This is a genomic window from Pseudomonas sp. SJZ077, assembly GCF_007993905.1.
GTDB classification, from domain to species: domain Bacteria; phylum Pseudomonadota; class Gammaproteobacteria; order Pseudomonadales; family Pseudomonadaceae; genus Aquipseudomonas; species Aquipseudomonas mandelii.
Genome location: NZ_VIUJ01000010.1, coordinates 203645 through 229815 on the forward strand (window position 1 = coordinate 203645; position 26171 = coordinate 229815).

Sequence of the window (26171 nt, forward strand, 5' to 3'; positions counted from 1 at the left end):
GTCGGATTTTGTAAGCAGCTCGGGTTTATTGCAGTCCGACTGACAGTTAAAAGCTAGGTTATTCCAGAACACTTCCAACAAGGAAATAGACATGGGCACAATTCTTATCGTAATTCTGATTCTCCTGCTGGTAGGTGGTTTGCCGGTCTTTCCGCACTCCAGAAGTTGGGGTTATGGCCCGTCGGGTATCATCGGCGTGGTGTTGGTGGTGCTGTTGATTCTGCTGTTACTTGGCAAGATATAAAGATTTAACAGGCAAAAAAAAGAGGCCCTCGAAGGGCCTCTTTTTTATTGCGCCGAAAACTTAGTCCGGCTTGCCGTCAACCACACCGGCGGTGTTGTCGATCAGGCTCTTGGTGGCCGTCTGGATGAACGACTCGAGTTTCTGCTTGAGGGCCGCTTCGTCAGCCGACGCCGGAATCAGTTCGCCTTTCGAATTGGCGCCCAGTTCGTACTGATACAACTTGGGCGGCATTTCCTTAGGCAGCACCAACACGCGATCCGCGGTCAGCAACGCTACGGTTTGATCGCTGCCCGATGGCTTGATTACGCCGAAGCCCTTGTCGCCTTCCGGCAGGTTCAGCAAGTCACGCCCCCAGCACTGGTGAATCACGTCGCCACCGATACGCCCCATGATGGTCGGCACGATGTCGATCTGGGTGCCCACGGTGTGGTCAACCTGGCCGAATTTTTCCTGCACGCCCGGCCCGATCAGCAGCATCGGTACGTTGAATCGGCCCAGGTCCATTTCGGTGATCTGCTGCTCGTTGCCGAAACCATGGTCGCCGACCACCACGAACAGGGTTTCCTTGAAGTACGGCTCTTTACGCGCCTGCTCGAAGAACTGACCCAGCGCCCAGTCGGAGTAGCGCATGGCGGTCAAATGTTCGTTGAGGCTGCCACGGTCGGTCACGCGCTCGACCGGCAAAGGCGTCGGCAAGGCGTAAGGCGTGTGGTTGGACAAGGTTTGCAGCAAGGCATAGAACGGTTTTTTGTCCTTGCCGTCGCGGGCCTTCAACTCTTCCAGACCCCGGTTGAACATGTCCTGGTCGGACACGCCCCAGGTCGGGTCGGAGAACACCGGGTTGACGAAGTCGTTACGCCCGATGAAGTTGGTCATGCCCTGGTTGCTGAAGAAGCCCGACTGGTTGTCCCAGGCGAAGTCGCCGTTGTAGACGTACACATCGTCGTAGTCACGGGCGCTGAGCAACTGTGGCAGGCCGGACAGTTTGTGGCTGCCTTCCGGGGTCTGCATCAGGTATTCGAAGCCCGGCAGGTTCGGGAAGCAGGCCATGGTGGCGAACATGCCCTGGTGGGTATGGGTGCCGTTGGAGAAGAAGCGGTCGAACAGCAGGCCTTCTTTGGACAGCTTGTCGAAGTACGGCGTGACGTTACCCGGACGACCCAGCGCGCCCACCGAGTGACCGGCGAAGCTTTCCATCAGGATCACAACGACGTTCTTGATCGGCAGGGTCTTGTCAGCGGCCGGAGAGTAGTTACGACGCACGGCGGCGGTTTCGCCATCCACCAGTTTATCGCTTGGGGTCAGCAACATATCGCGGACGGTCTGCTGAGCCACTGGTTGGTCCAGCGTGGCTTTCCAGATGTTGTCGCGCTCTTCGGACATCCGGCTCTTGGCCGCCGCGATCAGCGACAGGGTGCCGTTGAGGCCCAACTGGTTGGCGAAGTTCGAATCGGTGGTGTAGACATCACCCCAACGTAGCGGCGGGCCCTGACGCAGGGTGCCACGAGCGGCAACCACGCAAACCAGCAGACAGACCACGAACACGACGCCTCGCGTATACCACGGGGCGATCTGGCGCGCGCCGATGCTGCCGCCACTGAACGGGCCGCGAGGACGGGTCGCACGGTCGGCGCCCTTGAACGCGAGGGTCAGGATCAACGTGCCGAAAGCCCAGGCCAGCAGGTAGCGAACCACAGGAAAACCGTACCAGAGCATGCTCATCACGGTTTTCGGGTCTTCCTTCACATACTGGAAGACCAGGCCATTGAGGCGCTGGTGGAACTCGCGGTAGAAATCCATCTCCATCAGGCCCAGGAACAGCGCGGTGCTCGCTGCGATGGTCAGCCAGAAGCGGAAGAATCCGCGAGCGGCCATGGCCCGGGCGCTGAACAGTGCCAGAATCAGCGGAATGCAGAGGTAGACCACTAGGCGCAGGTCGAAACGCAGACCATTGGCGAACGCCTCGATGAAGGTCGAGGCGGGTGAATCCTGGATCATTTCGCGGTTGTAGACCAGCAGCGCAACGCGCAGCAGGCTGAACATGACCATCATGACCATGGCGCACAGCAGCGTGTAGGCCAGGTGCGATTTGACGGTCGGTTGCAGCAGGCGACTAGAAGCTCGCTGCTGACTCAGGGCGTCCGGGTTTGCCATGTCGTTTTAGGACCCATTGGAAGTTGAAGTTTCAAAAATAAAGCGGCGCCCTGCCCTCTGTTGGCCAGTTCTCGACCCCGGGGCTTGCGCGGTGCGCAAATGTTGCACGATCACCCGCAGCATTGCCATTGATTAGTGCCCGGCGGGCTGACGCGGGCGAATTGTCTTGGAGGCATTGTGAAAATTTTGTGCAACGTATATCCGGAAACAAAATATACCTGTGGGAGCCGGCCTGTTCGCGATAGCGGTGGATCAGTCGACACCTCTTTCGGATGAGAAACCGCTATCGCGAGCCGGTTCGCTCCCACATGGATTGCGCATAACTGACGATTGCCCAATAAAAAACGCCCCGAGAGGTCGGGGCGCTTCATGAAACAGCGTGCGATTACTTCTCGGCGCGCTCTTTCAGGGCCTTGAGCGTGTTGAATGGCGCATCGACCACGAACTTGTTGGCGACCATCGATGGGATGCTGCCGCCTGGCTCGGTGTGCACCTGGTAGGTCACTTCGATCTGGTCACCCTTGGGGACGAACTTCCAGAAACCGTCGACCTTGGTGACTCGCACGAAGCCCTTTTCCTCAGCCACGTACTTCGGCACGCCTTCAAGCTTGCGGGTCAGGCTGCCGTCGGCGCCTTCGGTGGTGGTGATATGCAACACCGAATCACGCGGAGTCACCGGCCACGGGGTATTGAACTGGGTGTAGGTCCAGTTCTGATCACCTTCGTGCTTGAGCAGCTTCTGGGTCTTGCAGTCGTGAATCCAAGTGCAGGCGCCTGCCACGTCTTCCTGCAGCGCGCGCAATTTGGCCATGGTGGTCTTCATCAGGGTGACACCCTGGTACGCTTTGTAATCGGAACCGGCCACTTCACTCAGGGACACCTTGATGCCGTCTTCATTCTTGGCGACTTTCCAGTCCTCGGCCTGTGCAGCCGTGGTGGCCAGCACCACCGTCAAACCACACAGCACAGCCATACGATGCAGCGAACCCATAGTCTTATTCCTTATTGTTGAAGTTCCGTTCTCAGGACACATCATGCAGCCGTCATCTGCTCCCACCATCCCAGCAGCTTGATCGCTTCGTCACTGCTGCTTCCGCAGACTTCGACGTCGGCTTCAAACGCCGAACATACGGCAGGACGTTGTGGATCGCCGAAAATGCTGCACAGGTTATCGACAGACAGTTGGATGCAACGTTCGCCAGCGGCTTTGCCATTGGGCATGCCGGGAATCGGTGAACTGATGGAAGGGGCAATGCAACAGGCGCCACAGCCTTCACGGCATTTCATGACGACAAGCTCCTCGCGACGGGTGATGTGTTAATGGACGGGGCACAGAGTAACCGCTAAAACAGCTGTTTTAAATTACCTGGACCGGGGTTTTTACGCTCAAACGAACGTGACTGACCAGTCTCCGACAAAGCGTCTGGGTCGCGGGTCACGAATCAGTGCAGATTTACTGTTTGAACTCGAAATCCAGCGCTGCGCCTTCGACGTCCCGGCGCTCTTCATTGCGCAGTTGCAACTGCATTTCGTTGCTGAGCAGCCGGCCGTTGAGCTGAAATTGACTGTTCTTGTCACCGAACATCTCCGGCAACACGGAGTCGCGTCGTGGCATAGGGACCGTACCGACCGGTTTCAGCTCTTCGACCAAATCTTTAGGCAGGCTCAGGTCCAGATCGGCGGAAGGGAGTTGAGTCTTCGCCACTTCTCGGGCCGATTTCGACTTTGAAGCAATCGGCGGCCGCTTTTTCAGCACAGCCGGTTTCTTTTTGACTGGCGCGACGTTTTTTTTCACCGCAGTAGTTTTCTTCGCGGCAACCGGTTTTTTCGACGTTGTTGCGCTGGCTGCCGGCTTTTCCTGAGTCGAAGCCGCCATGACGCCTTGGACATTAACGGTCAAGAGGAGGCAGATCGATAGGCAGGCGGCAGGAAAAATCGGTTTCATGGAACCAACGACGCTAACGGCAGAGGGCCATATGCTCGCCTGTTGTACGCAACATGACAAGCACGTGTACGAAACGACCGACGCACTTGTCAGAAACCGCTGGTCGTCTCCTGGCACAGTTGAGTCGCCAACATTCCCAAGGTCATCAATGCGCGCTCGGCTTCACGGTTCCAGGGCGTTCCACAGTTCAGGCGGATGCAGTGATTGAACTGCTCGGTGTTACTGAAAATCAGCCCCGGCGCGATACTGATGCCCTGCTGCAACGCACGCACATGCAGTTCCTGAGTGTTGACCCGCCCCGGCAGACTGACCCACAGAATGAAACCGCCTGTTGGCCGGGTCATCTGCGTGCCTTCCGGGAAATACTGCTGCACGGCCAACTGGAAGGCGCTCAGGTTCTTGCGGTATTCCTGACGGATGTAGCGCAAGTGACGGTCGTAACCGCCATTCTCCAGGTACGCGGCAATGCCCATCTGCGTGACGCTGCACGCCGAATGCGTGCTGAACGTTTGCAAACGCTGAATCTCTTGCTGGTATTTGCCGGCAATCATCCAGCCAATCCGCACGCCCGGTGACAGGGTCTTGGAGAAGCTCGAGCAATAAATCACCCGATCCAGCCGATCGTAGGCCTTGAGCGATTTGGTCCGACCTTGTTCGAACATCAACTCGCCGTAGATGTCGTCTTCAACGATCTGGATATCGAAATCCGAGGCCAGGCGCAGCAGTTGTTTCTGCCGCTCTTCGGGCATGGTACCGCCCAGTGGATTACTCAGACGCGTGGTCAGTACCAGCGCCTTGATCGACCACTGGTTGGCCGCCAATTGCAGGGCTTCGAGGCTCATGCCAGTCGCCGGGTCGCTGGGGATCTCAATGACTTTAAGACCCAGCAAGTCGGCCAATTGCAGCAAACCGTAATAAGTCGGCGATTCGGCGGCGATCAGGTCGCCCGGCCGGGTCAGCACGCGAAGAGACATCTGCAATGCATCGACACAGCCGTGGGTGATCACCACTTCGGACGGATCGACCACCACGCCGGCATCACGCATGCGAATCGCCACCTGCCGGCGCAACGGTTCAAAACCGGGGCTGAACATGTAGCTGAAGGCACGCGGGCTATGGAAACGGGTGACTTTTGCCAATTGCTGGTGCAAGGCGCGGACCGGCAGATAATCGACGCTCGGCACCGCTGCGCCCAAGGGAAAAACACCCTCGCGGCGGGATTCGACCAGCACTTGCTGAATGATGCTGCTACGGGTGACCAGGCCGGGCCGCTCGACCCGGGCGATGTCCGGCGTGGGCGCCGTCAAGGCCGGCGTCTGGTGCACGTAATAACCCGACTGCGGCCGGGCGCGGATCAGCCCTTGATCCTCGAGATTGGCGTAAGCCTGCAAAACAGTCGCATGGCTGACGTTGAGCTGCGAGCTCATCTTGCGCACCGAAGGCACGCGTTCCCCCGGTTGATAGACACCACGACGGATATCTTCGGCCAGTTGCTGAGCAATACGTTGGTAGAGCAAGAGATTGGTCATGACGCAGCACTCGATTTCACGGGCATTTTATTCTTGTGTGAAACAATACCGGAACAGTTTAGAAGTGTACTGGGACAGTTGCCACAATAGTCGACCGTACAGTGCAGTGTCAGCAAAAACTGTACTGTTTTGAGAGCCAATTGGCAGGCGCAAAAAACCCGGCGCTGTCAGGCAGGCCGGGTTTTCCAGTAACGCAGCCCTTAGCGGGCGGCGCCGAGCTGGCCTTTTTCGTCGGAGAACACAATTTCCACCCGACGGTTCTGTGCACGACCACGCTCGGAAGCATTCACGTCCACCGGGTATTCATCGCCGTAGCCTTCGACTTTGATACGTTTGTCGTCGATACCCAGGTCCATCAGCACGTTCGCCACCGATTGCGCACGGTCACGGGACAACTTGAGGTTGTCCTGCTTGCCGCCTGTGCTGTCGGTGTAGCCCTCGATACGGACCACGCGCTTGGGGTTGAGCTGCAGGAACTGCACGATCTTCAGGACCACGCGGTTCGCCGAATTCTTCAACTCCGCTTCGCCGGTGTCGAACAGCACGTCGCCCAGGGTCATCACCAGGCCACGGTCGGTCTGGGTGGTTGCAAGGGCGACAATCTGTTCTTCGAGCCACTTGCCTTGCTGCTGCACGCTGAGCAATTTGGACTCGCGCAAGGCCAGTTGCAGGCGCTGACGTTCCAGTTCGAGCTTCGCCGCGCGCTCTTCGTTGAGCACCTGATTGGTGTGCTCACGGGCAATTTCGCTGTAGCGCTGGCTCAGGTAGGCGTAATGCACCACATCCGAGCCGCTGCCCCAGTAACTGGAAAGACGATCAGCACGGGCCAGGGATTCACCGGCACGAATCACGTCCTTGGGCGCGATTCGCAGCACGTTGGAGTCTTCCTTGACCTTCTGGAAGTCAGTCCCGGCCTGCTGCAATGCAGTTTCGCTGTGTTGGCCGGCGCAGCCGTAAAGGCTTGCACAACCTGCGAGGATCAATCCGCCGAGTGCTTTGGACTTGAGGCTCATTGGGCATCTCCCAGCTGCTTGCGCAGGCGAGTGATGCGGGTATTGAGCACATTCAATTGCTCCTCACTCTTGAGGGTCAGCACCTTGGCTTCAGCCAGACGCGCGTCCAGTTCAGCCTGCTCGGCCCGCATGCGCGCATGCCTGTAGGACTGATCCGTCATGTCGCCCTGGGCACGGGAAAACTTGTCTTCGGCCAATTTGAGTTCCGGCACGTCGGCGGCGGTGGCGCCTACGGCTTTGGCTTGTTCAAGCGCCTGTTCGGTCAAGCGAATTTGTTCATTCGGCGCCGGATCGGCTGCACAACCCGCCAGAGCCAGAACGGCCAGGGCAGCGAAAAGAGGTCGAATACTCACTAAAAATCCCTACTGTTTTGGGGTACTGACGGGTTGCTGTTGCTGCGCTGTCCAACGCTCGATATTGCGTTGCAGCACGCTTTCCGTCAGTCCGGACGCGGGCAATTCTGTCATCTTTTTGGCCAGCTGTCCGCGCAACCACGGATCGTTGCAGGCGGAGTTATGGGAAACCGCGAGGAACAGGCCAGGTTTGTCGACCGGTTGGGGAAGAGCGATCAGGTCGTTGGCCATGCTCAGCGATTGCGCGGCGGCCATGCCCGAGTAGCGTCCGGCGAGGACAAACTCCACCTCGCCCAGCAGCAGTTTCTGAAAGGCCTGGGTCAGGTTCGGGGTACGCACGAGGGTCAATTGCTGGTCGGCGAAAGTGCCGAATGCCTGGGTCATTCGAGACTTTTCCGACACGGCACCCGGATGGCCGTGAAGGTCTTGCGCCTGGTTATAGACCAATGCCGAGTTTTTTCGGGTCCAGACCAGATAGTCGTTTTCCAGCAACGGCGGATGGATGTAATCCAGGGTGTCCAGCTCGCTGACGGTCAACGGCGCGTCGGCCAGCATGTCCATGCGTCCGCTGCGCACTTCGTCCAGGGCCTGGGCGCGCTTGCCGGCGTAAAGCAGTTCGACTTTGATGCCCAACTCCCCTGCCACGTGTTGCAACAGGTCTGCGCTGGCGCCGATCAGGTGCTTGGGGTTTTGCGGGTCTTGCCACAAGTACGGCGGCGCGTCCGGGCTTCCGGTCACCACCAGGCGTTCGCACTTGCCTGCCGCCACGGCTAGCGCCGGCAGCACCGTCAGCCCCAGCAGTAATGACCAGCCACCCACGCGACGCAAATCCATGGCAACACTCTCCACTCAAATCCGGAACAAAAAAAAGCCCGACCAAAAGGTCGGGCTCTTTATAAGTCAAGCGACTGGATTAGACCAGCTTCTCGAACTCGGGGATAGCTTCGAACAGGTCAGCCACCAGGCCATAATCGGCCACCTGGAAGATCGGCGCTTCTTCGTCCTTGTTGATCGCAACGATCACTTTGGAGTCTTTCATGCCGGCCAGGTGCTGGATCGCGCCGGAGATACCGACGGCGATGTACAGCTGTGGAGCAACGATCTTGCCGGTCTGACCGACCTGCATGTCGTTGGGTACAAAACCTGCGTCGACCGCGGCGCGGGAAGCACCCACGGCAGCGCCCAGCTTGTCGGCCAGGGCGTACAGGTGTTTGAAGTTGTCGCCATTCTGCATGCCGCGGCCGCCGGAAACGACGATCTTGGCAGCGGTCAGTTCCGGACGATCGGACTTGGCCAGTTCTTCGCCAACGAAGCTGGAAGTGCCAGCGTCATGGGCAGCAGCAACCGCTTCAACCGACGCCGAACCACCTTCAGCGGCAACCGGGTCGAAACCGGTGGCACGCACGGTGATCACTTTCACTGCAGCGTTCGACTGAACGGTCGCGATGGCGTTACCGGCGTAGATCGGGCGCTTGAACGTGTCAGCGCTTTCGACCGAGATGATCTCGGAGATCTGGTCAACGTCCAGCTGAGCGGCAACGCGCGGCAGGATGTTTTTGCCGTTGGAAGTGGCGGCAGCCAGGATGTGGCTGTAACCAGCGCCCAGCTCGGCTACCAGCGGCGCGACGTTTTCCGGCAACTGATGAGCGTAGGCGGCGTTGTCGGCCACCAGCACTTTCGCCACGCCAGCGATTTTCGCAGCGGCTTCAGCCACGGCGCCAACGCCCTGGCCGGCAACCAGAACGTGGATGTCACCGCCGATTTTGGCAGCGGCAGCCACGGTATTCAGCGTGGCCGGGGCCACTACTTTGTTGTCGTGTTCAGCAATAACCAAGATAGTCATTTAGATTACCTTCGCTTCGTTTTTCAGTTTCTCGACCAGTTCAGCCACCGACTTGACCTTGATACCCGCGCTGCGTGCAGCCGGCGCTTCGACTTTCACGGTCTTGTTGGTGGAGGCGGTGGAAACGCCCAAAGCGTCCGGAGTCAGCACTTCGAGAGGCTTCTTCTTGGCTTTCATGATGTTCGGCAGGGACGCGTAGCGCGGCTCGTTCAAACGCAGGTCGGTGGTGACGATGGCCGGCAGTTTCAGGGAAACCGTCTGCGCGCCGCCGTCGATTTCGCGGGTCACGGCAACGGTGTCGCCGGACACTTCGACTTTCGAAGCGAAGGTGCCCTGACCGTAGCCGCTCAATGCAGCGAGCATCTGGCCAGTCTGGTTGTTGTCGCTGTCGATGGCTTGTTTGCCAAGGATCACCAGCTGAGGCTGTTCCTTGTCGACAACAGCCTTGAGCAGCTTGGCAACGGCCAGGGAAGTCAGATCTTCAGCGGATTCGACGAGGATGGCGCGGTCAGCACCCAGAGCCAGCGCTGTGCGCAGTTGCTCTTGAGCGGTAGTCGGGCCGATGGAGACGACGACGATTTCAGTCGCAACGCCTTTCTCTTTCAGGCGCACGGCTTCTTCCACTGCGATTTCGCAGAACGGGTTCATCGACATCTTGACGTTGGCGAGGTCGACGCCGGAATTGTCCGCCTTGACGCGAACCTTGACGTTGTAATCCACAACGCGTTTGACAGCTACAAGAACCTTCATGGATTCCTCGTTACTCTCCGGTGAAAAGAAAGTCGCCTAGGCGAACCTGGCGGTTTGATGCTCATCGGCGCAAGGGCACCTCTAAAAACGCTGGCAGGTGTATCGAGTGAACCTTGCTCACGAGGCGTGATGACCGTTCGTCAGTGGTGACCAACGAGTCATTCATTATCGCGGCGTGTAAACTGCGCACCAAAACTGCGCTGCGCATCACCCTGTACTGCCATCGCCCTGTCTTTAGAGGTGCTCTTGAACCCAACAGTCAGCCTACGGCGAGCGCAAAACCGACCGTATCTTGACCGGAACGCCTATTCCGGTCAATACGGCAAAATAGCCGTTCATAAGCCGCGTGACTTTGATTTCTCTGGCTTTGAGCCAATTCAAACAAACGTTTGTATTGGACGCTAGGAGTGGTGTAGATATAATGCGCCACCCAGAGAGAAAGGTGGTCATACGATTGTCCTGTTCCGCGCATTGCGCAGGAATTCATGGATGCGACACCAAACCTCCAATTAGAAAAAAAACTGTTGAGCCTTGAGTAGGAGATAACCTGTGGAACGCGAATACATGGAATTCGACGTGGTCATCGTCGGTGCCGGCCCCGCGGGTCTTTCCGCCGCCTGCCGCTTGAAGCAGAAGGCTGCTGAAGCCGGTAAGGAAATCAGCGTCTGCGTGGTCGAAAAAGGCTCCGAAGTCGGCGCACACATCCTGTCCGGCGCGATCTTCGAACCCCGCGCCCTGAACGAATTGTTCCCGGACTGGAAGGAGCTCGGCGCCCCGCTGAACACACCAGTGACCCGCGATGACATCTTCGTTCTGAAAAACGCCGACAGCGCGCAAAAAATTCCTGACTTCTTTGTGCCCAAGACCATGCACAACGATGGCAACTACATCATCTCCCTGGGCAACCTGTGCCGCTGGCTGGCCCAGCAGGCCGAAAACCTGGGCGTGGAAATCTACCCAGGCTTCGCCGCTCAGGAAGCGCTGTTCGACGAGAACGGCGTGGTTCGCGGGATCGTCACCGGTGATCTGGGCGTTGACCGCGAAGGCCAACCGAAAGAAGGCCTGTACACCCCAGGCATGGAACTGCGCGGCAAGTACACGCTGTTCGCCGAAGGTTGCCGTGGCCACATCGGCAAGCAGCTGATCAAGCGCTTCAACCTCGACAGCGAAGCCGACGCCCAGCATTACGGTATCGGCCTGAAAGAAATCTGGGAAGTCGATCCGGCCAAGCATCAACCAGGCCTGGTGGTCCACACCGCCGGTTGGCCGATGGACATCATGGGCACCGAGAACACCGGTGGCTCGTTCCTCTACCACCTGGAAAACAACCAGGTGGTCGTCGGTCTGATCGTCGATCTCTCCTACAGCAACACTTACCTGTCGCCGTTCGACGAGTTCCAGCGCCTCAAGCATCACCCGGTGCTCAAGCAGTACCTGGAAGGCGGCAAGCGCATCAGCTACGGCGCTCGTGCCATCTGCAAAGGTGGCCTGAACTCGCTGCCGAAGATGGTATTCAAGGGCGGCGCACTGATCGGTTGCGACCTGGGCACCCTGAACTTCGCCAAGATCAAAGGCAGCCACACCGCCATGAAATCCGGCATGCTCGCCGCTGAGTCCGTGGCCGAGGCGCTTTTCGCTGAAAAAGACGGCACCGAAGAGTTGACCACTTACGTCGACGCCTTCAAGAAGAGCTGGCTCTACGACGAACTGTTCGCCAGCCGCAACTTCGGTCCGGCGATCCACAAGTTCGGCGCCATCGTCGGCGGTGGTTTCAACTGGCTGGACCAGAACATCTTCGGCGGCAAACTGCCGTTCACCTTGCACGACACCAAGCCTGATTACGCTTGCCTGAAGCTGGCGGCCGACTGCAAGAAGATCGACTACCCGAAACCGGACGGCAAGATCAGCTTCGACAAACTCAGCTCGGTGTTCATCTCCGGTACCAACCACGAAGAAGAGCAGCCGTGCCACCTGAAGCTGACCGATCCGAGCATTCCGATCGCCAAGAACCTGCCGCTGTACGATGAGCCTGCCCAGCGTTACTGCCCGGCCGGCGTGTACGAAGTGGTGACCAAGGAAGACGGCGAGAAGCGCTTCCAGATCAACGCCCAGAACTGCGTTCACTGCAAGACCTGCGACATCAAGGACCCTGCACAGAACATCACGTGGGTGGCGCCGGAAGGTGCTGGCGGCCCGACTTACCCGAACATGTAAGCCGAACGCCTGAACATCAAGGCTCCCGGAATGGGGGCCTTTTTGTTGCCCGCCATTTACCCCACACCATAATCCCCCTGTAGGAGTGAGCCTGCTCGCGATTGCGTTGTGTCATTCAGAATAAATGTCGACTGACCCACCGCAATCGCGAGCAGGCTCACTCCTACAGAGGAACCGTTACCCACTCAGGCAGCGCGCTCATCCCCCGGATTACGCTCAAAGTAGCGCTTGTACTCACGACTGAACTGCGACGTGCTTTGATACCCGACCCGATGCGCCACCTGCGCCACGCCCAACCCCTCGGCGAGCAACAACTGCTGCGCCTTGAGCAAGCGCAAGCGCTTCAAATACTGCACCGGCGACAACAACGTGCTGCGCTTGAAATGCTCATGGAAGGTCGATGCGCTCATGTTCGCGCAACTGGCCAGGGTTTCCACATTCAACGGCTCGGTGAAATGCCCGTGCAGATGGTTGAGCGAGGCTGCAATCCGGGCGAACTGCCCTTGCTGCTCCACCAGCGCACGCAACACATCGGCTTGCGGACCGCGCAACGCGACGAACAACAATTCCCGCAACCGCGCCGGCCCCATGACCTGGCATTCCAGCGGATCGTGCAGGCAACGCAACAGCCGCTCCACGCAACCACGCATCGCATCGTCGAGCACCGCCGACGTCATGGACTCCAGTGTTTGCGCAGGAACCGTGCGCCCCGGCACCAGGCCCATGGCCAACACCAACTCACCGAGCAACACTCGGTCGATGGCGATGGACACCCCGAGCATCGGCCCACCCGGCGCCGAAAACGTTTCGCACTCAAACGGCACCGGCAATGCCTGAATCAGGTAGTGCCCGGCGCCGTACTCCAACGTGCGCGGCCCCAGATACGCCAGTTTGCTGCCTTGGGCGATGATCACCAGGCTCGGCTCGTAGATCTGCGGACCACGGGCCACATCGCGACTGGCCCGTAAAACCTGGACGCCCGGCAACGCCGTAGGAGCGAAACCATCGCGAGTGGTCAGGGGCTCGATCAGCGAAACCAGCGTGGCATTCGCATCAAGATGACGGGTTAACAACATGAGAAATCTTCACAAAAAAGTCGCGGAAAAAGGTATGAAAGCATCATCGCAGGTCTGATCGCCCATTTGATCAAACGAACGCTGATGCCGGAGGAATAGGCATGACACCCGGAGGAATCGCCATGGCCCGTGGCAGGCACGGCGCCCAAAATGCGCCGCCTCACTTGTCATTGCTTTTGCGAGGTTCACCATGTACACCGCCATCGGATACGCCGCCCAGTCGGCTACCACTCCCCTCGCCCCCGTGAAATTCGAACGCCGCAGCCCAAGGGCCGACGATGTGGCAATCGATATTCTCTACTGCGGCGTCTGCCATTCCGACATCCATCAGGCCCGCAACGAGTGGGGCATTGCCGTTTACCCGTTGATGCCCGGCCACGAGATCGTAGGCAAAGTGACAGCGATAGGTGCGAACGTCACCCAACATAAAGTCGGCGATCTGGTCGGTGTCGGTTGCATGGTCGATTCTTGCCGCAGCTGCGAAGCCTGCCGGTCCAACCTTGAGCAATACTGCCTCGAAGGTCCGACCATGACCTACGCCACCCCGGACCGGGTCGATGGCAGCAACACCATGGGCGGCTACTCCGACAGCATCGTGGTCAGCGAGCATTTCGTTGTGCGCATCCCCGAGAAACTCGACCTGGCCAGTGCCGCGCCGATCCTCTGTGCCGGCATCACCACTTACTCGCCGCTAAAGCACTACGGCGTGAAGGCCGGCGACAAGGTCGGGATTCTCGGCATGGGCGGCCTCGGCCACATGGGCATCAAGTTCGCCAAGGCGATGGGCGCGGAAGTCACGCTGTTCACCCGCTCGGCGAGCAAGGCTGAAGAAGGTCGTCGTCAAGGGGCGGACCACGTGATCGTGTCCACCGATGCCGAACAGATGAAGGCCGCCGCAGGACATTTCGACTTCCTGCTGGACACCATTCCGGTGCAGCACGACCTCAATCCCTACCTCGATACGCTTCGTTTCGACGGCGTGCACATTATGGTGGGGTTGATCGAACCGGTCGATCCACCGGTCCACGCCGGCAAACTGGTGATGAGCCGTCGCGTGTTGGCCGGCTCGCTGATCGGCGGCATTGCCGAAACCCAGGAAGTGCTGGATTTCTGCGCCGAGCACAACATCACCTGCGACATCGAAATGCTCGACATCCGCCAGATCAACGAGGCTTACGCCCGCATGATCGCCGGTGACGTGAAGTACCGCTTCGTCATCGACATGGCGACGTTGAAGGTCTAAACCTTCGCGCCGAGTTCTGCCGAGAGCCGGGCCGTGACCCCTTTGATCAAGGGAATCAGCTCGGCCATTTTTTCCAGCGGCATGTACGGCACGGTGCTGGCGATGCTGATGGCGGCGACGATGCGTTTACTGGCATCACGGATCGGTGCCGCCACACAGCGAATCGACGGTTCGTTATCTTCCAGATCGAAGGCATAACCGCCGGCCACGTATTCGACCATGCGCTGCTGAAACTGCTCCCAGGACTGCTCCGGGTGCAGCGGCCAGAACAGATTTTTCCCACCCGCCGGCAGGCTGACTTCGTACAGCCGTTGCCATTCTTCCTGCGAGTCATCCAGCATCAAGGCCTTGCCGATCCCGGTGCGCGCCAACGGCATGCGATGGCCGACCCGCGAGCGCATTTCCGGGCCATTGCGCCCCGGATTCTTGTGCAGATACAGCACCTCGTCGCCTTCACGAATCGCCAGGTGAATGGTGTCGCCGGTCAACGCCGACAACTCGTCCAGATATGGCCCGGCCAGGGTGACCAGCGGCAACTCTTCACGCGCCTGGAAACCCAGCTCGATCAGCTTCGGCCCCAGCAGGTAACCGACTTGCGGCACCACGCGCAGGTAACGCTCGTCCACCAGGCAACTGGCCAGACGATGGGTGGTGCTGCGCGTCGTACCGATCAGCCGGGCGATTTCCTTGAGATCGCGGGCGCCGCTGGCCACGGCCTGAACCACACCCAGGCCACGAAGCAGTGTCTGAGTGCCGGTTGGCGCGGCGTCCTTGGCGATTTTTTGGGCGTCTTCCTGCATATCCAGCCTTTACCGTTGAGCGAGTGAACGGGCGGCATTATGGTCGCCCGATGGCTGCCACTACAACTTGATACGCTCGACCTTGCCGACCAGCAGGATGTAGGAAAGCGCGCCAATCAATGCAAGAACCGAGATGTAGGTGATCGCCGGGGCGAATGAATCACCGGTTGCCAGGAAACCGATGACAATCGGCGTGGTAATCGCCGACAGGTTGCCGATGAAGTTGAACACCCCGCCGGTCAATCCGAGCAACCGCGCCGGAGCGAGCGTTGATACCAGCGACCAGGTGATCGAAGCCAGCCCGTTACCGAAGAACGCTAACGCGAGGAAGGCAATCACCAGCGGTGTCGATTCAACGAAATTGGCGCCGATGATCGAGGTGGAAATCAGCAACCCGCCAATGATCGGCAATTTGCGCGCGAAGCCCACGGTGTAGCCGCGACGGATCAGGAAGTCGGAGAAGAACCCGGAACACAGCACGCCGATAAAGGCGGCGAGAAACGGCAGCGACGCCAACAGGCCGGACTTGATGAAGTCCATGCCACGGTATTTCACCAGGTAGGTCGGGAACCACGTCAGAAAAAACCACAGCGTCGAGTTGAGGCAGAACTGACCGAGGTAGATGCCCCACAACTTGCGTTTGGTCAGAACGATGCCGAGGTCGGTCCAGCTGAATTTCGCCTTGACCTTGGCTTGCTCGGCCTGGATATCCACCAGCCCGCCACCTTCGCGGATCAGCTCGATTTCGGCGTCGTTGGCACCTTTGAAGTCCCGTGGCTCGCGATACACCGCGTACCAGATCACCGCCCAGAGAATACCGACCGCACCGGTGCTGACAAACACCATGTGCCAGCCAAATTCATGCTGCAGCCAGGCGAGTACCGGCGTCAGGAACGCCAATCCCACGAACTGTCCGGAGGTATAGAAACCGATGGCCGTGGCGCGTTCGCGTTCGGGGAACCAGGTGGTCACCACCCGACTGTTGATCGGATACGCCGGCGCTTCAAGGGCACCGACTGCCATGCGCAACACGAACAGTGCGATGAAGCTGGCGGCGAAGCCGAGCATGACGGTGGCGATTGACCATAGCAGCAACGCAACGCTGTAAAGGATGCGCGGCGGCACCCGATCCACCAGCCATCCGCCAGGGATTTGCATAGCGGCGTAAGTCCAGCCGAAGGCCGAGAAAATCAGCCCGACGTGGATTGGGTCGATGCCCAGTTCGCTGGTCAGCGCGGGGGCGGCGATGGACAGGTTGCTGCGGTCGAGGTAGTTGATGACCACGGTGATGAACAGCAGCACCATGATGAAAAAACGCTTGCGGCTGGGCGCCACCAACGACGCCTGCCCGGTAAGGGTTTGCGGTTGCATGGGGAATGCCTCTTCTTATGTTTATTGAGGTCGTGATCGTTCCCACGCTCGCGTGGGAATACAGCCAGGGACGCAGAGCGCCCGGTGAGGCATTCCCACGCAGAGCGTGGGAACGATCACCATGGTGGAGTCAGGAGGAACTCACCACTCAGCAAAACTGCCATCGGCATGGCGCCAGATCGGGTTGCGCCAGCGGTGGCCGACAGCGGCGCGTTCGATCACGTATTCCTCGTTGATCTCAATGCCCAGGCCCGGGCCGTTCGGGATCTTCACGAAGCCTTTGTCGTAATCGAACACCCGCGGATCTTTCACGTAATCGAGCAGGTCATTGCTCTCGTTGTAATGGATGCCCAGGCTCTGCTCCTGGATGAACGCGTTGTAGCAAACCGCATCCAGTTGCAGGCACGCCGCCAGGGCAATCGGACCCAACGGGCAATGCAGCGCCAGCGCCACGTCGTAGGCTTCAGCCATGTTGGCGATCTTGCGGGTTTCGGTGATGCCACCGGCGTGGGACGCGTCCGGCTGGATGATGTCGACGTAACCTTCGCTGAGCACACGCTTGAAATCCCAGCGCGAAAACAAGCGCTCGCCAAGGGCAATCGGGGTGCTGGTCAGCGGCGCCAGTTCCTTCAGCGCTTCGTAGTTTTCGCTGAGCACCGGCTCTTCGATGAACATCAGTTTGTACGGGTCGAGTTCCTTCATCAGCACCTTGGCCATGGGCTTGTGCACCCGGCCATGGAAGTCCACACCGATGCCGACGTTCGGGCCCACCGCGTCACGCACGGCGGCAACGTTGGCCAGGGCGAGGTCGACTTTCTCGAAGGAGTCGAGGAATTGCAGCTCCTCGGTGCCGTTCATTTTCACCGCCGTGAAACCACGCTCGACCGCTTCTTTCGCCGCGCGAGCGGTGTCCGCCGGACGGTCGCCACCGATCCACGAATACACGCGAATCTTGTCCCGCACCTGACCGCCCAGCAAATCGCTGACCGACACGCCCAAGGCCTTGCCCTTGATATCCCACAACGCCTGATCGATACCGGCCAGCGCGCTCATGTGAATCGCGCCGCCGCGGTAGAAGCCGCCGCGGTAGAGCACGGTCCAGATGTCTTCGATGTTGCGTGGGTCTTTGCCGATCAGGTAGTCGGACAATTCTTCAACGGCAGCGGCGACGGTATGTGCGCGGCCTTCGACCACGGGCTCGCCCCAGCCGGTCACGCCTTCGTCGGTTTCGACCTTGAGGAAGCACCAGCGCGGCGGAACGATGAAGGTGGTGAGTTTGGTGATTTTCATCTGTTGTCTCTCTTATAGATGTAGCGCGCTCGGCGCCAGAAAGTCTTAACGCAGAGCGTTCCATGCAGCGACATAGGCCTTGGCGTTTACCGCCACGTCCTCAGGCGTCATGCCCGGTTTGAACAACCCGGAACCCAATCCGAAACCTTTCACACCGGCGTCGATAAACACCTGCATGTTGTCCGGCGTGATCCCGCCAACCGGCGCCAGAATGGTTCCGGCCGGCAGCACCGCGAGCCAGGCTTTGACGACTGCCGGCCCCATCTGCTCGGCCGGGAACATCTTCAGCACGTCCGCCCCTTCGGCCAATGCGGCGAAGGCTTCGGTCGGCGTAGCAACGCCCGGCGACAGGTACAACCCTGCCGCTTTTGCTGCCCGCAACACTTTGGCATCACTGTGCGGCATGACGATCACCTGACCGCCCGCCGCTTTCACTTGCTCGACCTGTTCCGGTGTCAGCACCGTACCCGCGCCGATCAGGCAATCGGCGGGCAAAGTACTGCGCAGGATGCGGATACTGTCGTAGGGCTCAGGGGAATTGAGCGGCACTTCGATGACGCGAAATCCGGCGGCATAAAGGACTTCGCCAATGGCGGCCGCTTCTTGCGGGCGCAGGCCGCGCAGGATCGCGATCAGACCGTTTTGCGCCAGTGCTTGCTTGAGCATGTCAGACCTCCAGTCAGGTTGAACGGGATGGGTGTGCGGCGATCAGTCCGGCGGCGACCGCCAATTGCCACAACCCGCGTTCGGTGGCTTGTTCGGCCAGGGTCACGCGGGCAAAACCACAGGCGTCGAGGGCCCGGCTGTAGCGGGCACACAGTTGGGAGTTGCCAATGAGGATGATTGAAGGCAGGTGAACGCTGTTGCGTCGGCGTCGCTGAACGTTGGCCAGCGCCGACAGTTCGTGGCCGATCAGCAGGCCGGACAAGTAATCCGGTTGGGCAGTGGCGCAGAGCTCACCGGTCAGCCCGAGGCTGCGGGCGCTGAACAGCGTCGACAACGGACCGATCTCGCCCTCCGCCGACAGCGCCACTTGCACACCGCGATCAAACGCCTGGTCATCAAACGACGCGCCCTTTTGCTGGGTACGCCCGAGAATGCTGTGTTCACTGAGCACGGCGAAGATCTCGCCGGTCATGAAGGTGTCGAAATGCACGATGCAGCCGTCGGCCACTTCCACCCATTTCGAATGACTGCCTGGCAGGCCGATCAACAGGTCAGCGCCCTGCTCGACCGGCAGATTCTGCAGGACACCCAGCACTTGGGTTTCTTCGCCGCGCATCACGTTCGGCAAGCGCGAACGCTGAATCACGCCCGGCACGATGTGCACATCAACACCGCGAAGACTGCGAAGGGTTTGTAGGGAAGTTCCAAGATTGGCGACGTTCGCCGGTGTATCGCAGTAGGCCGCTTCGCGCCAGCCTTGGGCGCTGCCGACCATGCCACAGGCAATCACCGGCAAATCCGGCTGCGCGTCGAGCCAGTCACCGCACGCCTCGTCGAAGGCCAGTTCAAAACCGTCGGCGCATTCCTGACCGTTGATGATTCGCGGTGTCCGGGGCAGTTGCATGATCCCGGACGACAGCGAACGCTGTTCCAGCACCTGGCCACCCGCGGCGAGTTTGTAAGCACGTAATGAGGTTGTCCCCCAATCGAGCGCGATCAATTGCGCCAGCATCGCTTCACCTGTTTTGTTTATTGGCAGTGAGTGAGCTGGACTATAAACCCTGACGCGGAGAAATCTCAATATATAAATATCACTCCCATATTGTGGGATTTACAAGTGTGACAGGATTTTCTTCGCCAACGCCTTAAAATGCCCGGCCATCGGAACGGCACCCAGCCCTCAAGGAAGAAAAATGAAGATTGCTTTAAAGGCGCTGCTGTTCTGCAGTGCTCTCTGGTCCACCGCAGCATTCAGCGCATCGAAAGAATTGAAGGTGGGCGATATCTGGGCCTACAAAAACCGGCCGGGCGAGGATGGATCGACACTGACGATCCTGAAAATCGAAAATTATCCAAAATTGGGCAAGGTTATTCACATCAGGGTCGATGGCTTTCAGATGATCAATCCGGTGACAGGTAGCGAGTTCAATGAAATGCCACACCTACCCTTCCAGGCAAAAGCCTTGGAACGCAGCATCACCCACCGAGTGGGGGAAACTGCAGAGATTACGGATTTCAGTCAGGGTTATATGGCATGGCGAACGGCCTTTGATGAGAGGAAGGCCGGGGCTTTCAAGATTACTGTTCGACAAGTCCTCGACGGATTGATCAAGAGTAATTGGGAAGCCAGTGACTGAGTTATTGAGAGGCTGTTTATCCCGGCAAAACATCCTCGAATCGCATGGATTCGTTTTACTGGTGAGCAATAGCCTTCAACAGCTCTGCGGTCGGCACGTGCATGACTTGGGAGAAGTACGTATTGTATGTAGTAGTATGAACTCGATAAACACACGAAATAAAATCACGCTTCTTCAATAGCGGAATAAGGGCCTCTCCCTCCAAATAATCCTCTCCTCCTTTTCCGCTTTCCGACTCACTAAAAATGACATTCGCTCGATAGAGCAATGGTGCAGACTCACTCACTTTTTCCACCAAACCAAACCCGGAACGCTTTATATGGTGCGCTTCGCTAAAATCAAGATCATCCTCTAAAGAACAGACTAACCCCTCACCTATTCGCGACTTAAACAATCCAATAAGCTCCACATCGGAATTGAAAAAAACCTGGTAAATTCCAGTATTACGAAGTTCGTTTACACTGGAATACTCAAGTGTTGCGACAGGTCTTCCGTGATCGAGAGAACACGATGCACTCATCAAGATTGCTAAAAACAAAAAAAACTTATGCATCCAGAATCACTCCCTGAAGTAGTTCAAAATCGATTCATTGAATATTTGGCGGGCAGACTTGCCTCCTGGCAATGTCTGCACAAACATTCTGTCTGCATCAGCATGGTTAACATCCACCCGCCCCATCACATTGGGTCCTTGTGTTACTTCCCACTGTTCACCAAAGTCCGCGACCAGATCCGACGCATTCCAGTCTACCGCTGCTGCCCGAATATTCACCCAATAGTCAGCCTTGGGGATCGGCTCTCGTCTATAGATACTTGAGATGCCGTAAACAATTTTCCCTTCACCCACGGGGTCCAGTGTAATCAGCATTTTTACTTTGAAGCCTTTGTCTGTCAGTACACTGGAAAGGTGGGCACCATTCCAGCCGCCGAGACTGTGACCAACGATGTAAATCGCGGAGGAGCAATTAGGTATTCTACTCAACACATTGCGCTCAAGATCATCATCACTAATAAAAGCATTATAACTGAGCGCCCATGAAGGACAGCGCTTCAAAATCTCTAGTTGTTTTGCGTCGCCAACAGCAATTCGACGCACATAATCAATATTATTATTAGGCCCTGTGCCGTAGTAACTTTCCTGATCGCCCGCACCACCAATAAAAAAATATAACCAAGTCTCGCAAGGTGACAGGCACCTGCTTAACAGCCTGATCAGTCTTACAGGTCAATGTATGTATTTTTACTTCTCTTTTAGGTAACGCTTGTTTCACCGCCGCAGTTTCACCCGCCATGCCAATCACTCCACAAACAATTTAATGGTCTCGGCCAAATGGGAACTGACTGTGTGAGTAAACCCGGACGCATCCGTCACGCCATGCTCTTCGCTGCCGTCACCACGTTGAATGGTATAGGGGGTGATAAGGAATCGGCCCACCGGTCGCGTCATTCACCACTTGTAATCTGTCGGTAAAATGCACCGGCATCGGAAGCAACCCACTAAAAGCTGCTCCGCCTCCGCTTTGCCCGATGATAACGGTCCCGGAACCGCCGATAACTACGTTGCCGTGCCCGCCCGTGCTATCGAGGGTTGCGGCGTTGAGACCATTGATGAATACCGTCCCCGAAACAGCGCCGGTAATCGGGCTGCCACAGGCAGATTTGTCCGTCATGCGAGCAGCTGCCAGACCATCGAAGAAAACATCTGGTGATCCAGAAACAATCGGATTGGTGCCATGTCCGGGTAACGGGCACGAAGTAGGGTCTGTAACGCGCGCAGCAGGTTTTCCACTCAAGTTAAAGCTCCTTGCTTTTGAGTTTTATAGCGATGGTGGCAATCATCAGGGCGCAAAGGAAATGCACCACCATCGTTCAACCAACCGGACAGTCGATGGCGAACATGACGAGTGTCGAGTGATGAAGACGTCATAGACATTGCAGGTGTCATCCGTGAGCGCGCAAAGGCGCAGAGGATGACGGACTAGACGGGTAGGATCAACTCCCCTCAGCAAACTCCCGCAGCACCTTCCCATCCATCCGATACCGGACCCACTCTTCCTGCGGCTGCGCGCCTAACGACTTATAAAATTCGATCGCCGGTTTGTTCCAGTCCAGGACGCTCCATTCGAAGCGCCCGCAGTCATTGGCGCAGGCGATTTTGGCGAGGTGGCGCAGCAAGGTTTTACCGGCGCCGCCACCGCGTTGCTGGGGGGTGATGTAGAGGTCTTCGAGGTACAGGCAATTACTGCCGAGCCAGGTGGAATAGCTGAAGAAGAACACCGCGAAGCCGATCGGCAAGCCGTCGCGCAGGCAGATCAGGCCGTGGGCGGTGGCGCCTTCGCTGAACAGGCTGCGTTCGATGTCGGCAACGCTGGCGATGACTTCGTGACGGGCACGTTCGTAGTCGGCCAGTTCAGTGATGAACCCGAGGATTTGCGGTGCATCGCTGGGGGTTGCCGGGCGGATCTCGATCGTCATGGACGTGCCTTTGTCGAAAGTTGAAAACGCCATACTAAGTCGGCGCGTGGTTTGTGGCGAGGGAGCTTGCTTCCGTCCGAGTGCGAAGCAGTCGTAAAGGCTGGCAACTCGGTTTTAACTGAAATACCTTTGCTCCCGGGATGGGGTTGCTTCGCAACCCGGCGGGAGCAAGCGCCCTCGCCACAAAAGCGCGTTCACTTCAAAGGAAAGTCATGGCCACTGATGCTTTCGCGCCGCTGCAACTTCTCGCAGCGCAACTGCTACCCCACGCACTGGAACCCTCGGAAGATGGCGCCCACGATGGGTCCCATCTGCAACGGGTGTGGCACAACGTGCGAACGCTTCATGCTGAAGAAGGCGGCGATCTCGGAGTGCTGCTGGCGGCGGTGCTTTTGCATGATTGCGTGGCGGTGGAAAAGAATTCGCCGTTGCGCTCACAGGCCTCACGCCTGGCTGCTGAAAAAGCATCTGCCGTGCTAAGCGACATGGCTTGGCCAAGTGCAAAAATCAGCGCAGTCGCCCACGCCATCGAAGCCCACAGCTTTTCCGCCAACATCACCCCGTCCTCGCTCGAAGCCAAAGTCCTGCAGGACGCCGACCACCTCGACTCCCTCGGCATGCTCGGCGTAGCGCGCACGTTCTATATCGCCGGACGCATGGGCAGCGCCCTTTACGACCCGCAAGACCCGGAAGCGACAGCGCGGGACTACGATGACAAACGCTTTTGCCTCGATCACTTTCAGACCAAGTTGCTGCACCTGGCGGACGGTTTCCAGACGATCACCGGCCAGCGGCTGGCGCGCGTCAGGCATGAGCGCCTGAAGGGTTTTATGGTGCTGTTCAAGGAAGAAATCGGCATCACCTGAGCGCATTACTCCGGCCCGCGCTAACCCTGGCATCGATAACCCCAGACCTAACAATGTCGAGGTACATGGTAGATAGAGGGTCAGCGTTTTTATCGGGTCAAGGAACCGCGTCATGTCTACCGCTACGCCCCACGTCTCAAGCAGAGTGTTCGGCCTGTTTTGCCTCGCCAGTTATTTGCTGTCGCTGTCCTACGGCTCGACCTTCCTGTTGTCACTGTTGATCGGTTCACGGGGCGGCAACGAACATGATGCCGGCAGTGTGATTTCGGCGGCGATGCTCAGCACATTTGCGGCGGTAGTTGTCTCCGGGCACCTGTCTGACCTGCTCGGCGCGGCGCGTTCGATTGCGCTGTTCGGCGTGTTGTTGGTGGCGGCCAGCCTGGGCTTCGCGCTGACGCCGGGGTTCGGCAATCTGTTGCTGTTTTTCGGACTGCTGCTGGGGCTGGGCTGGGGGGTGTTTTACACCTTGGGGCCGATGATCGTGGCGAGCCTGGTGACGCCCGCGCAACGCGCGAAATACTTTGCGCTGCTGTCGGGCAGCATGATGACCGGGATCGGCAGCGGGCCGCTGTTGGGCCGCGCGGCCAGTGCGTTCGGTTATCCCGTCACCGCCGCCTTTTACCTTGCCGCGTTGGCCAGCCTGATGGGTGTGTTGCTGTTCTGGCGGCTGCATTCGCAACTGAAAAAAACGCCCTCGCCTACCGCCACTGTCGCCCGCATTTCCTGGCGTGCGACGACTCAGGTGCTGTCGTCCAGGGCAGTGTTTCCGATCATCATGGTCGGCCTCGGCGGGTGCGTATTCGGCGGCCTGTCGAGCTTTCAAACCAGTTACGCAGCGTCTCGCTCGCTGGATTACTCGCTGTTCTTTTTCGGCTTCATGGGTGCGGCAATCAGCAGCCGGATGTTGATCGCCGGGGTCGTGGTCAAGCGCGATGCATTGCGCGCTTCGTGCCTGCTGTCAGGCGTGATGGCGGGTTCGATTGTGCTGTTCAGCTTCGTGGTCGATAGCGAGCTCAGCTACGTGCTGGCAGCGATGATGCTCGGGGTCGGCTACGGGCTGACGTACTCGGTGATCAATGGCCTGGCGGCGAACGAAACGCCCCACGGCACCACTTCGCAATCGTTGTTGCTGTTCAGCCTGTCGTACTTCATCGGTGTATTCGGCTTTCCATTGCTCGCCGGGAAGATCATTGTCGAACACGGAATGACGACACTTCTACTCACAGTTCTCGCCATAGGGCTTTTGAACTGGCTGATCACCTTGGGCCGCTTGATCTGGCGTCGGGTCGACAGCAGCAAATCGTTGCAACAGGCCTGAACCGTTCGTCGTTCATCAGGCACCAATCCAAATCGGGGGCGGACCAACATCAGGTAAGGACTCTAATTAAATGGAGACGACACCTTGATCATGTCCCGCTTGACCGCCCTCGCTCTCGCCACGCTGTTGTCCTCTGCCGCTTTCGCGGCGACCACCGCCACGGGTACCGGCCCGACCAACCCGGTCGAAGGTCAGAAAAATCCGACCACCCAAGGCTCACCCGGCATGAACACCAACGGCACGGGCGTAGACAGCAGCCAGCCTCCGTCAACGGGCACCGACCCACGGATTCAGGGCAACGATACGGGCCGCCAAGGTGGCATGAACATGCCGGACACTCAGACACCGGATAACGCCGGCGCCGGCATGGGCTCGAAAACCACCACCGGTGGCTCGGGTTCCGAAGGCGGCGCCAGCCAATAGTTCGCCCACGCGAGTTTCACCTATCCACATCCATGAAGAGGTAACCATGAACGTCGATAACAACCTTGAGAAAGAAGTCCTGACCCGTCTGCTGCACGCCCATCCAAATGGCTTGGGCAAGGAGGTCCTGGACAATTACCGGGGGGAGAAAATCGTGGCCAGCACCCTCGCCACGCTGCAGGATCGCGGGCTGATTCAGCACGGGCATGTGACCTGCAACGAGGCCGGCGAACACTCGCTGCAACTGCCGATCAAACTCAGCGCGGCTGGGGTTGAGGCGGCGCGCAAGCTGGACGTTTAACAAGATGGATCAGGTCGCAGTCGTGCGCGGCTGCGACCGTTTGAGCGACTCTACAAGTAGCAGGAGAAATCCCATGCCTCGTGGAAGCAAAGACAAATATACCGCCGAGCAAAAGCGTAAGGCCGAGCACATTGAAGAAGGCTACGAGCACAAAGGTGTCTCGAAAGATGAAGCGCAGGCGCGCGCCTGGGCAACGGTGAACAAGCAGTCCGGTGGCGGCGAACGCAAGGGGGGCTCCGGGCGCAAGAAACCGGCGAGTGCCAAATCAGAAGATCGCAAGGAATCGTCACGGCGTGCGGTGGCCAGTCGCGAAGGTCATTCGCGTGACAGCAAGGCTTCGCGAGAGACGCAGACCGTGGACAGTTTGAGAAAAGAAGCGACTTCGAAGAAGATTCCGGGGCGCTCGAGCATGCGTAAACAAGAGTTGATTGAGGCGTTGCGCAAGGCTGGGTAGAAGCCTGATTTTTTTATTGAATGTAGTGACCCCTTCGCGGGCAAGCCTCGCTCCTACAGGTTAGGGTTGTAGCGAAAATCCGCGTATGACCAAATCCCTGTAGGAGCGAGGCTGATCTGGTCAAGTAATCCCGGACACCAGTTACGGTGTTTATGCCGCTTTTAGCTCCATAGCTATTGGCGACAGGTAGTTGTTGTAGCTGTGGA

27 protein-coding genes and 2 pseudogenes are annotated in these 26171 nt (G+C 58.4%); 9 read left to right on the forward strand and 20 right to left on the reverse strand.

What is annotated here, in order from left to right:
- Positions 1-85 precede the first annotated feature (85 nt).
- Positions 86-244, forward strand: a complete 159-nt coding sequence (locus FBY01_RS17110) for a DUF3309 family protein (RefSeq protein WP_169858239.1) — start codon at positions 86-88, stop codon at positions 242-244.
- Positions 245-304: 60 nt separating this feature from the next.
- Here FBY01_RS17110 and FBY01_RS17115 read toward each other — a convergent pair whose 3' ends face one another.
- The 10 genes from FBY01_RS17115 to FBY01_RS17160 form a co-directional block, all read right to left on the reverse strand.
- The gene (locus FBY01_RS17115; protein ID WP_010461762.1) at positions 305-2398 is read right to left on the reverse strand and encodes an LTA synthase family protein; all 2094 of its coding nucleotides are present in this window, start codon (positions 2396-2398) and stop codon (positions 305-307) included.
- 385 nt (positions 2399-2783) lie between these two features.
- Positions 2784-3389 (reverse strand): START domain-containing protein, encoded by a 606-nt coding sequence (locus tag FBY01_RS17120; RefSeq protein ID WP_010461763.1) that lies wholly within the window; start codon positions 3387-3389, stop codon positions 2784-2786.
- Positions 3390-3430: 41 nt separating this feature from the next.
- The gene (locus tag FBY01_RS17125; protein ID WP_010461764.1) at positions 3431-3685 is read right to left on the reverse strand and encodes a YkgJ family cysteine cluster protein; all 255 of its coding nucleotides are present in this window, start codon (positions 3683-3685) and stop codon (positions 3431-3433) included.
- A gap of 166 nt (positions 3686-3851) precedes the next feature.
- Entirely contained in the window at positions 3852-4343 is a 492-nt protein-coding gene (locus FBY01_RS17130; RefSeq protein ID WP_042932282.1) for a hypothetical protein, read from the reverse strand.
- An 89-nt stretch (positions 4344-4432) separates the two neighbouring features.
- A complete protein-coding gene (locus FBY01_RS17135; RefSeq protein ID WP_010461766.1) occupies positions 4433-5872 on the reverse strand; it encodes a PLP-dependent aminotransferase family protein in 1440 nt (479 codons plus the stop codon).
- Between the two features lie 200 nt (positions 5873-6072).
- The gene (locus FBY01_RS17140) at positions 6073-6885 is read right to left on the reverse strand and encodes an OmpA family protein (protein ID WP_077747974.1); all 813 of its coding nucleotides are present in this window, start codon (positions 6883-6885) and stop codon (positions 6073-6075) included.
- Positions 6882-7238, reverse strand: a complete 357-nt coding sequence (locus FBY01_RS17145) for a DUF4398 domain-containing protein (RefSeq protein ID WP_010461770.1) — start codon at positions 7236-7238, stop codon at positions 6882-6884. Before FBY01_RS17145 ends, FBY01_RS17140 begins: the two co-directional genes overlap by 4 nt.
- 9 nt (positions 7239-7247) lie before the next feature.
- On the reverse strand, positions 7248-8072 hold the full coding sequence (locus tag FBY01_RS17150) for an ABC transporter substrate-binding protein (RefSeq protein ID WP_010461772.1): 825 nt from the start codon (positions 8070-8072) through the stop codon (positions 7248-7250).
- A gap of 79 nt (positions 8073-8151) precedes the next feature.
- Entirely contained in the window at positions 8152-9081 is a 930-nt protein-coding gene (locus tag FBY01_RS17155) for an electron transfer flavoprotein subunit alpha/FixB family protein (RefSeq protein ID WP_010461774.1), read from the reverse strand.
- Positions 9082-9831 (reverse strand): electron transfer flavoprotein subunit beta/FixA family protein, encoded by a 750-nt coding sequence (locus FBY01_RS17160; RefSeq protein WP_010461775.1) that lies wholly within the window; start codon positions 9829-9831, stop codon positions 9082-9084.
- Positions 9832-10380: 549 nt separating this feature from the next.
- Here FBY01_RS17160 and FBY01_RS17165 point away from each other — a divergent pair.
- A complete protein-coding gene (locus tag FBY01_RS17165) occupies positions 10381-12045 on the forward strand; it encodes an electron transfer flavoprotein-ubiquinone oxidoreductase (RefSeq protein WP_145308715.1) in 1665 nt (554 codons plus the stop codon).
- A gap of 185 nt (positions 12046-12230) precedes the next feature.
- Here FBY01_RS17165 and FBY01_RS17170 read toward each other — a convergent pair whose 3' ends face one another.
- Positions 12231-13121, reverse strand: a complete 891-nt coding sequence (locus FBY01_RS17170; protein ID WP_145308717.1) for an AraC family transcriptional regulator — start codon at positions 13119-13121, stop codon at positions 12231-12233.
- 190 nt (positions 13122-13311) lie between these two features.
- Here FBY01_RS17170 and FBY01_RS17175 point away from each other — a divergent pair, with 190 nt between their 5' ends.
- Positions 13312-14364 carry an NAD(P)-dependent alcohol dehydrogenase gene (locus tag FBY01_RS17175; RefSeq protein WP_145308719.1) on the forward strand — a complete coding sequence of 351 codons (1053 nt, stop codon included), beginning with the start codon at positions 13312-13314 and terminating at the stop codon, positions 14362-14364.
- Here the strand turns inward: FBY01_RS17175 and FBY01_RS17180 are convergent.
- From FBY01_RS17180 to FBY01_RS17200, 5 genes are all read right to left on the reverse strand, one after another.
- A complete protein-coding gene (locus FBY01_RS17180; RefSeq protein ID WP_145308721.1) occupies positions 14361-15164 on the reverse strand; it encodes an IclR family transcriptional regulator in 804 nt (267 codons plus the stop codon). The two genes, FBY01_RS17175 and FBY01_RS17180, sit on opposite strands and share 4 nt — an antisense overlap.
- A 60-nt stretch (positions 15165-15224) precedes the next feature.
- A complete protein-coding gene (locus FBY01_RS17185; RefSeq protein WP_010461785.1) occupies positions 15225-16535 on the reverse strand; it encodes an MFS transporter in 1311 nt (436 codons plus the stop codon).
- A 141-nt stretch (positions 16536-16676) separates the two neighbouring features.
- A complete protein-coding gene (gene dgoD / locus FBY01_RS17190; protein ID WP_008152275.1) occupies positions 16677-17825 on the reverse strand; it encodes a galactonate dehydratase in 1149 nt (382 codons plus the stop codon).
- A 45-nt stretch (positions 17826-17870) separates the two neighbouring features.
- Entirely contained in the window at positions 17871-18491 is a 621-nt protein-coding gene (locus tag FBY01_RS17195) for a 2-dehydro-3-deoxy-6-phosphogalactonate aldolase (RefSeq protein WP_077747979.1), read from the reverse strand.
- 13 nt (positions 18492-18504) lie between these two features.
- Complete coding sequence (locus FBY01_RS17200; protein ID WP_077747980.1) at positions 18505-19503, reverse strand: 2-dehydro-3-deoxygalactonokinase; 999 nt, start codon at positions 19501-19503, stop codon at positions 18505-18507.
- A gap of 181 nt (positions 19504-19684) precedes the next feature.
- On the opposite strand from FBY01_RS17200, the gene FBY01_RS17205 reads away from it, so the two are divergent.
- Positions 19685-20128 carry a hypothetical protein gene (locus FBY01_RS17205; protein WP_077747981.1) on the forward strand — a complete coding sequence of 148 codons (444 nt, stop codon included), beginning with the start codon at positions 19685-19687 and terminating at the stop codon, positions 20126-20128.
- 55 nt (positions 20129-20183) lie between these two features.
- Here FBY01_RS17205 and FBY01_RS17210 read toward each other — a convergent pair whose 3' ends face one another.
- The 4 genes and pseudogenes from FBY01_RS17210 to FBY01_RS17225 all read right to left on the reverse strand — a co-directional run bounded on the left by FBY01_RS17210 (position 20184) and on the right by FBY01_RS17225 (position 22603).
- A complete protein-coding gene (locus tag FBY01_RS17210; RefSeq protein WP_145308723.1) occupies positions 20184-20681 on the reverse strand; it encodes a hypothetical protein in 498 nt (165 codons plus the stop codon).
- A gap of 6 nt (positions 20682-20687) precedes the next feature.
- Positions 20688-21420, reverse strand: a pseudogene (locus tag FBY01_RS17215) (alpha/beta hydrolase).
- A gap of 5 nt (positions 21421-21425) precedes the next feature.
- A pseudogene (locus FBY01_RS17220) lies at positions 21426-21921 on the reverse strand (PAAR domain-containing protein).
- 199 nt (positions 21922-22120) lie between these two features.
- On the reverse strand, positions 22121-22603 hold the full coding sequence (locus tag FBY01_RS17225) for a GNAT family N-acetyltransferase (protein WP_010461803.1): 483 nt from the start codon (positions 22601-22603) through the stop codon (positions 22121-22123).
- A 212-nt stretch (positions 22604-22815) separates the two neighbouring features.
- Here FBY01_RS17225 and FBY01_RS17230 point away from each other — a divergent pair, with 212 nt between their 5' ends.
- The 5 genes from FBY01_RS17230 to FBY01_RS17250 all read left to right on the forward strand — a co-directional run bounded on the left by FBY01_RS17230 (position 22816) and on the right by FBY01_RS17250 (position 25965).
- Positions 22816-23469, forward strand: a complete 654-nt coding sequence (locus tag FBY01_RS17230) for an HD domain-containing protein (protein WP_145308725.1) — start codon at positions 22816-22818, stop codon at positions 23467-23469.
- 112 nt (positions 23470-23581) lie between these two features.
- Positions 23582-24787, forward strand: coding sequence for an MFS transporter (locus FBY01_RS17235; RefSeq protein WP_145308727.1), 1206 nt, complete (start codon positions 23582-23584; stop codon positions 24785-24787).
- Positions 24788-24871: 84 nt separating this feature from the next.
- Positions 24872-25210, forward strand: a complete 339-nt coding sequence (locus FBY01_RS17240; RefSeq protein ID WP_010461809.1) for a hypothetical protein — start codon at positions 24872-24874, stop codon at positions 25208-25210.
- Between the two features lie 46 nt (positions 25211-25256).
- Positions 25257-25511: a hypothetical protein gene (locus FBY01_RS17245; protein WP_010461811.1), complete on the forward strand. Its 255-nt coding sequence runs from the start codon at positions 25257-25259 to the stop codon at positions 25509-25511.
- 73 nt (positions 25512-25584) lie between these two features.
- Complete coding sequence (locus FBY01_RS17250; RefSeq protein WP_010461813.1) at positions 25585-25965, forward strand: Rho termination factor N-terminal domain-containing protein; 381 nt, start codon at positions 25585-25587, stop codon at positions 25963-25965.
- Positions 25966-26171 lie beyond the last annotated feature (206 nt).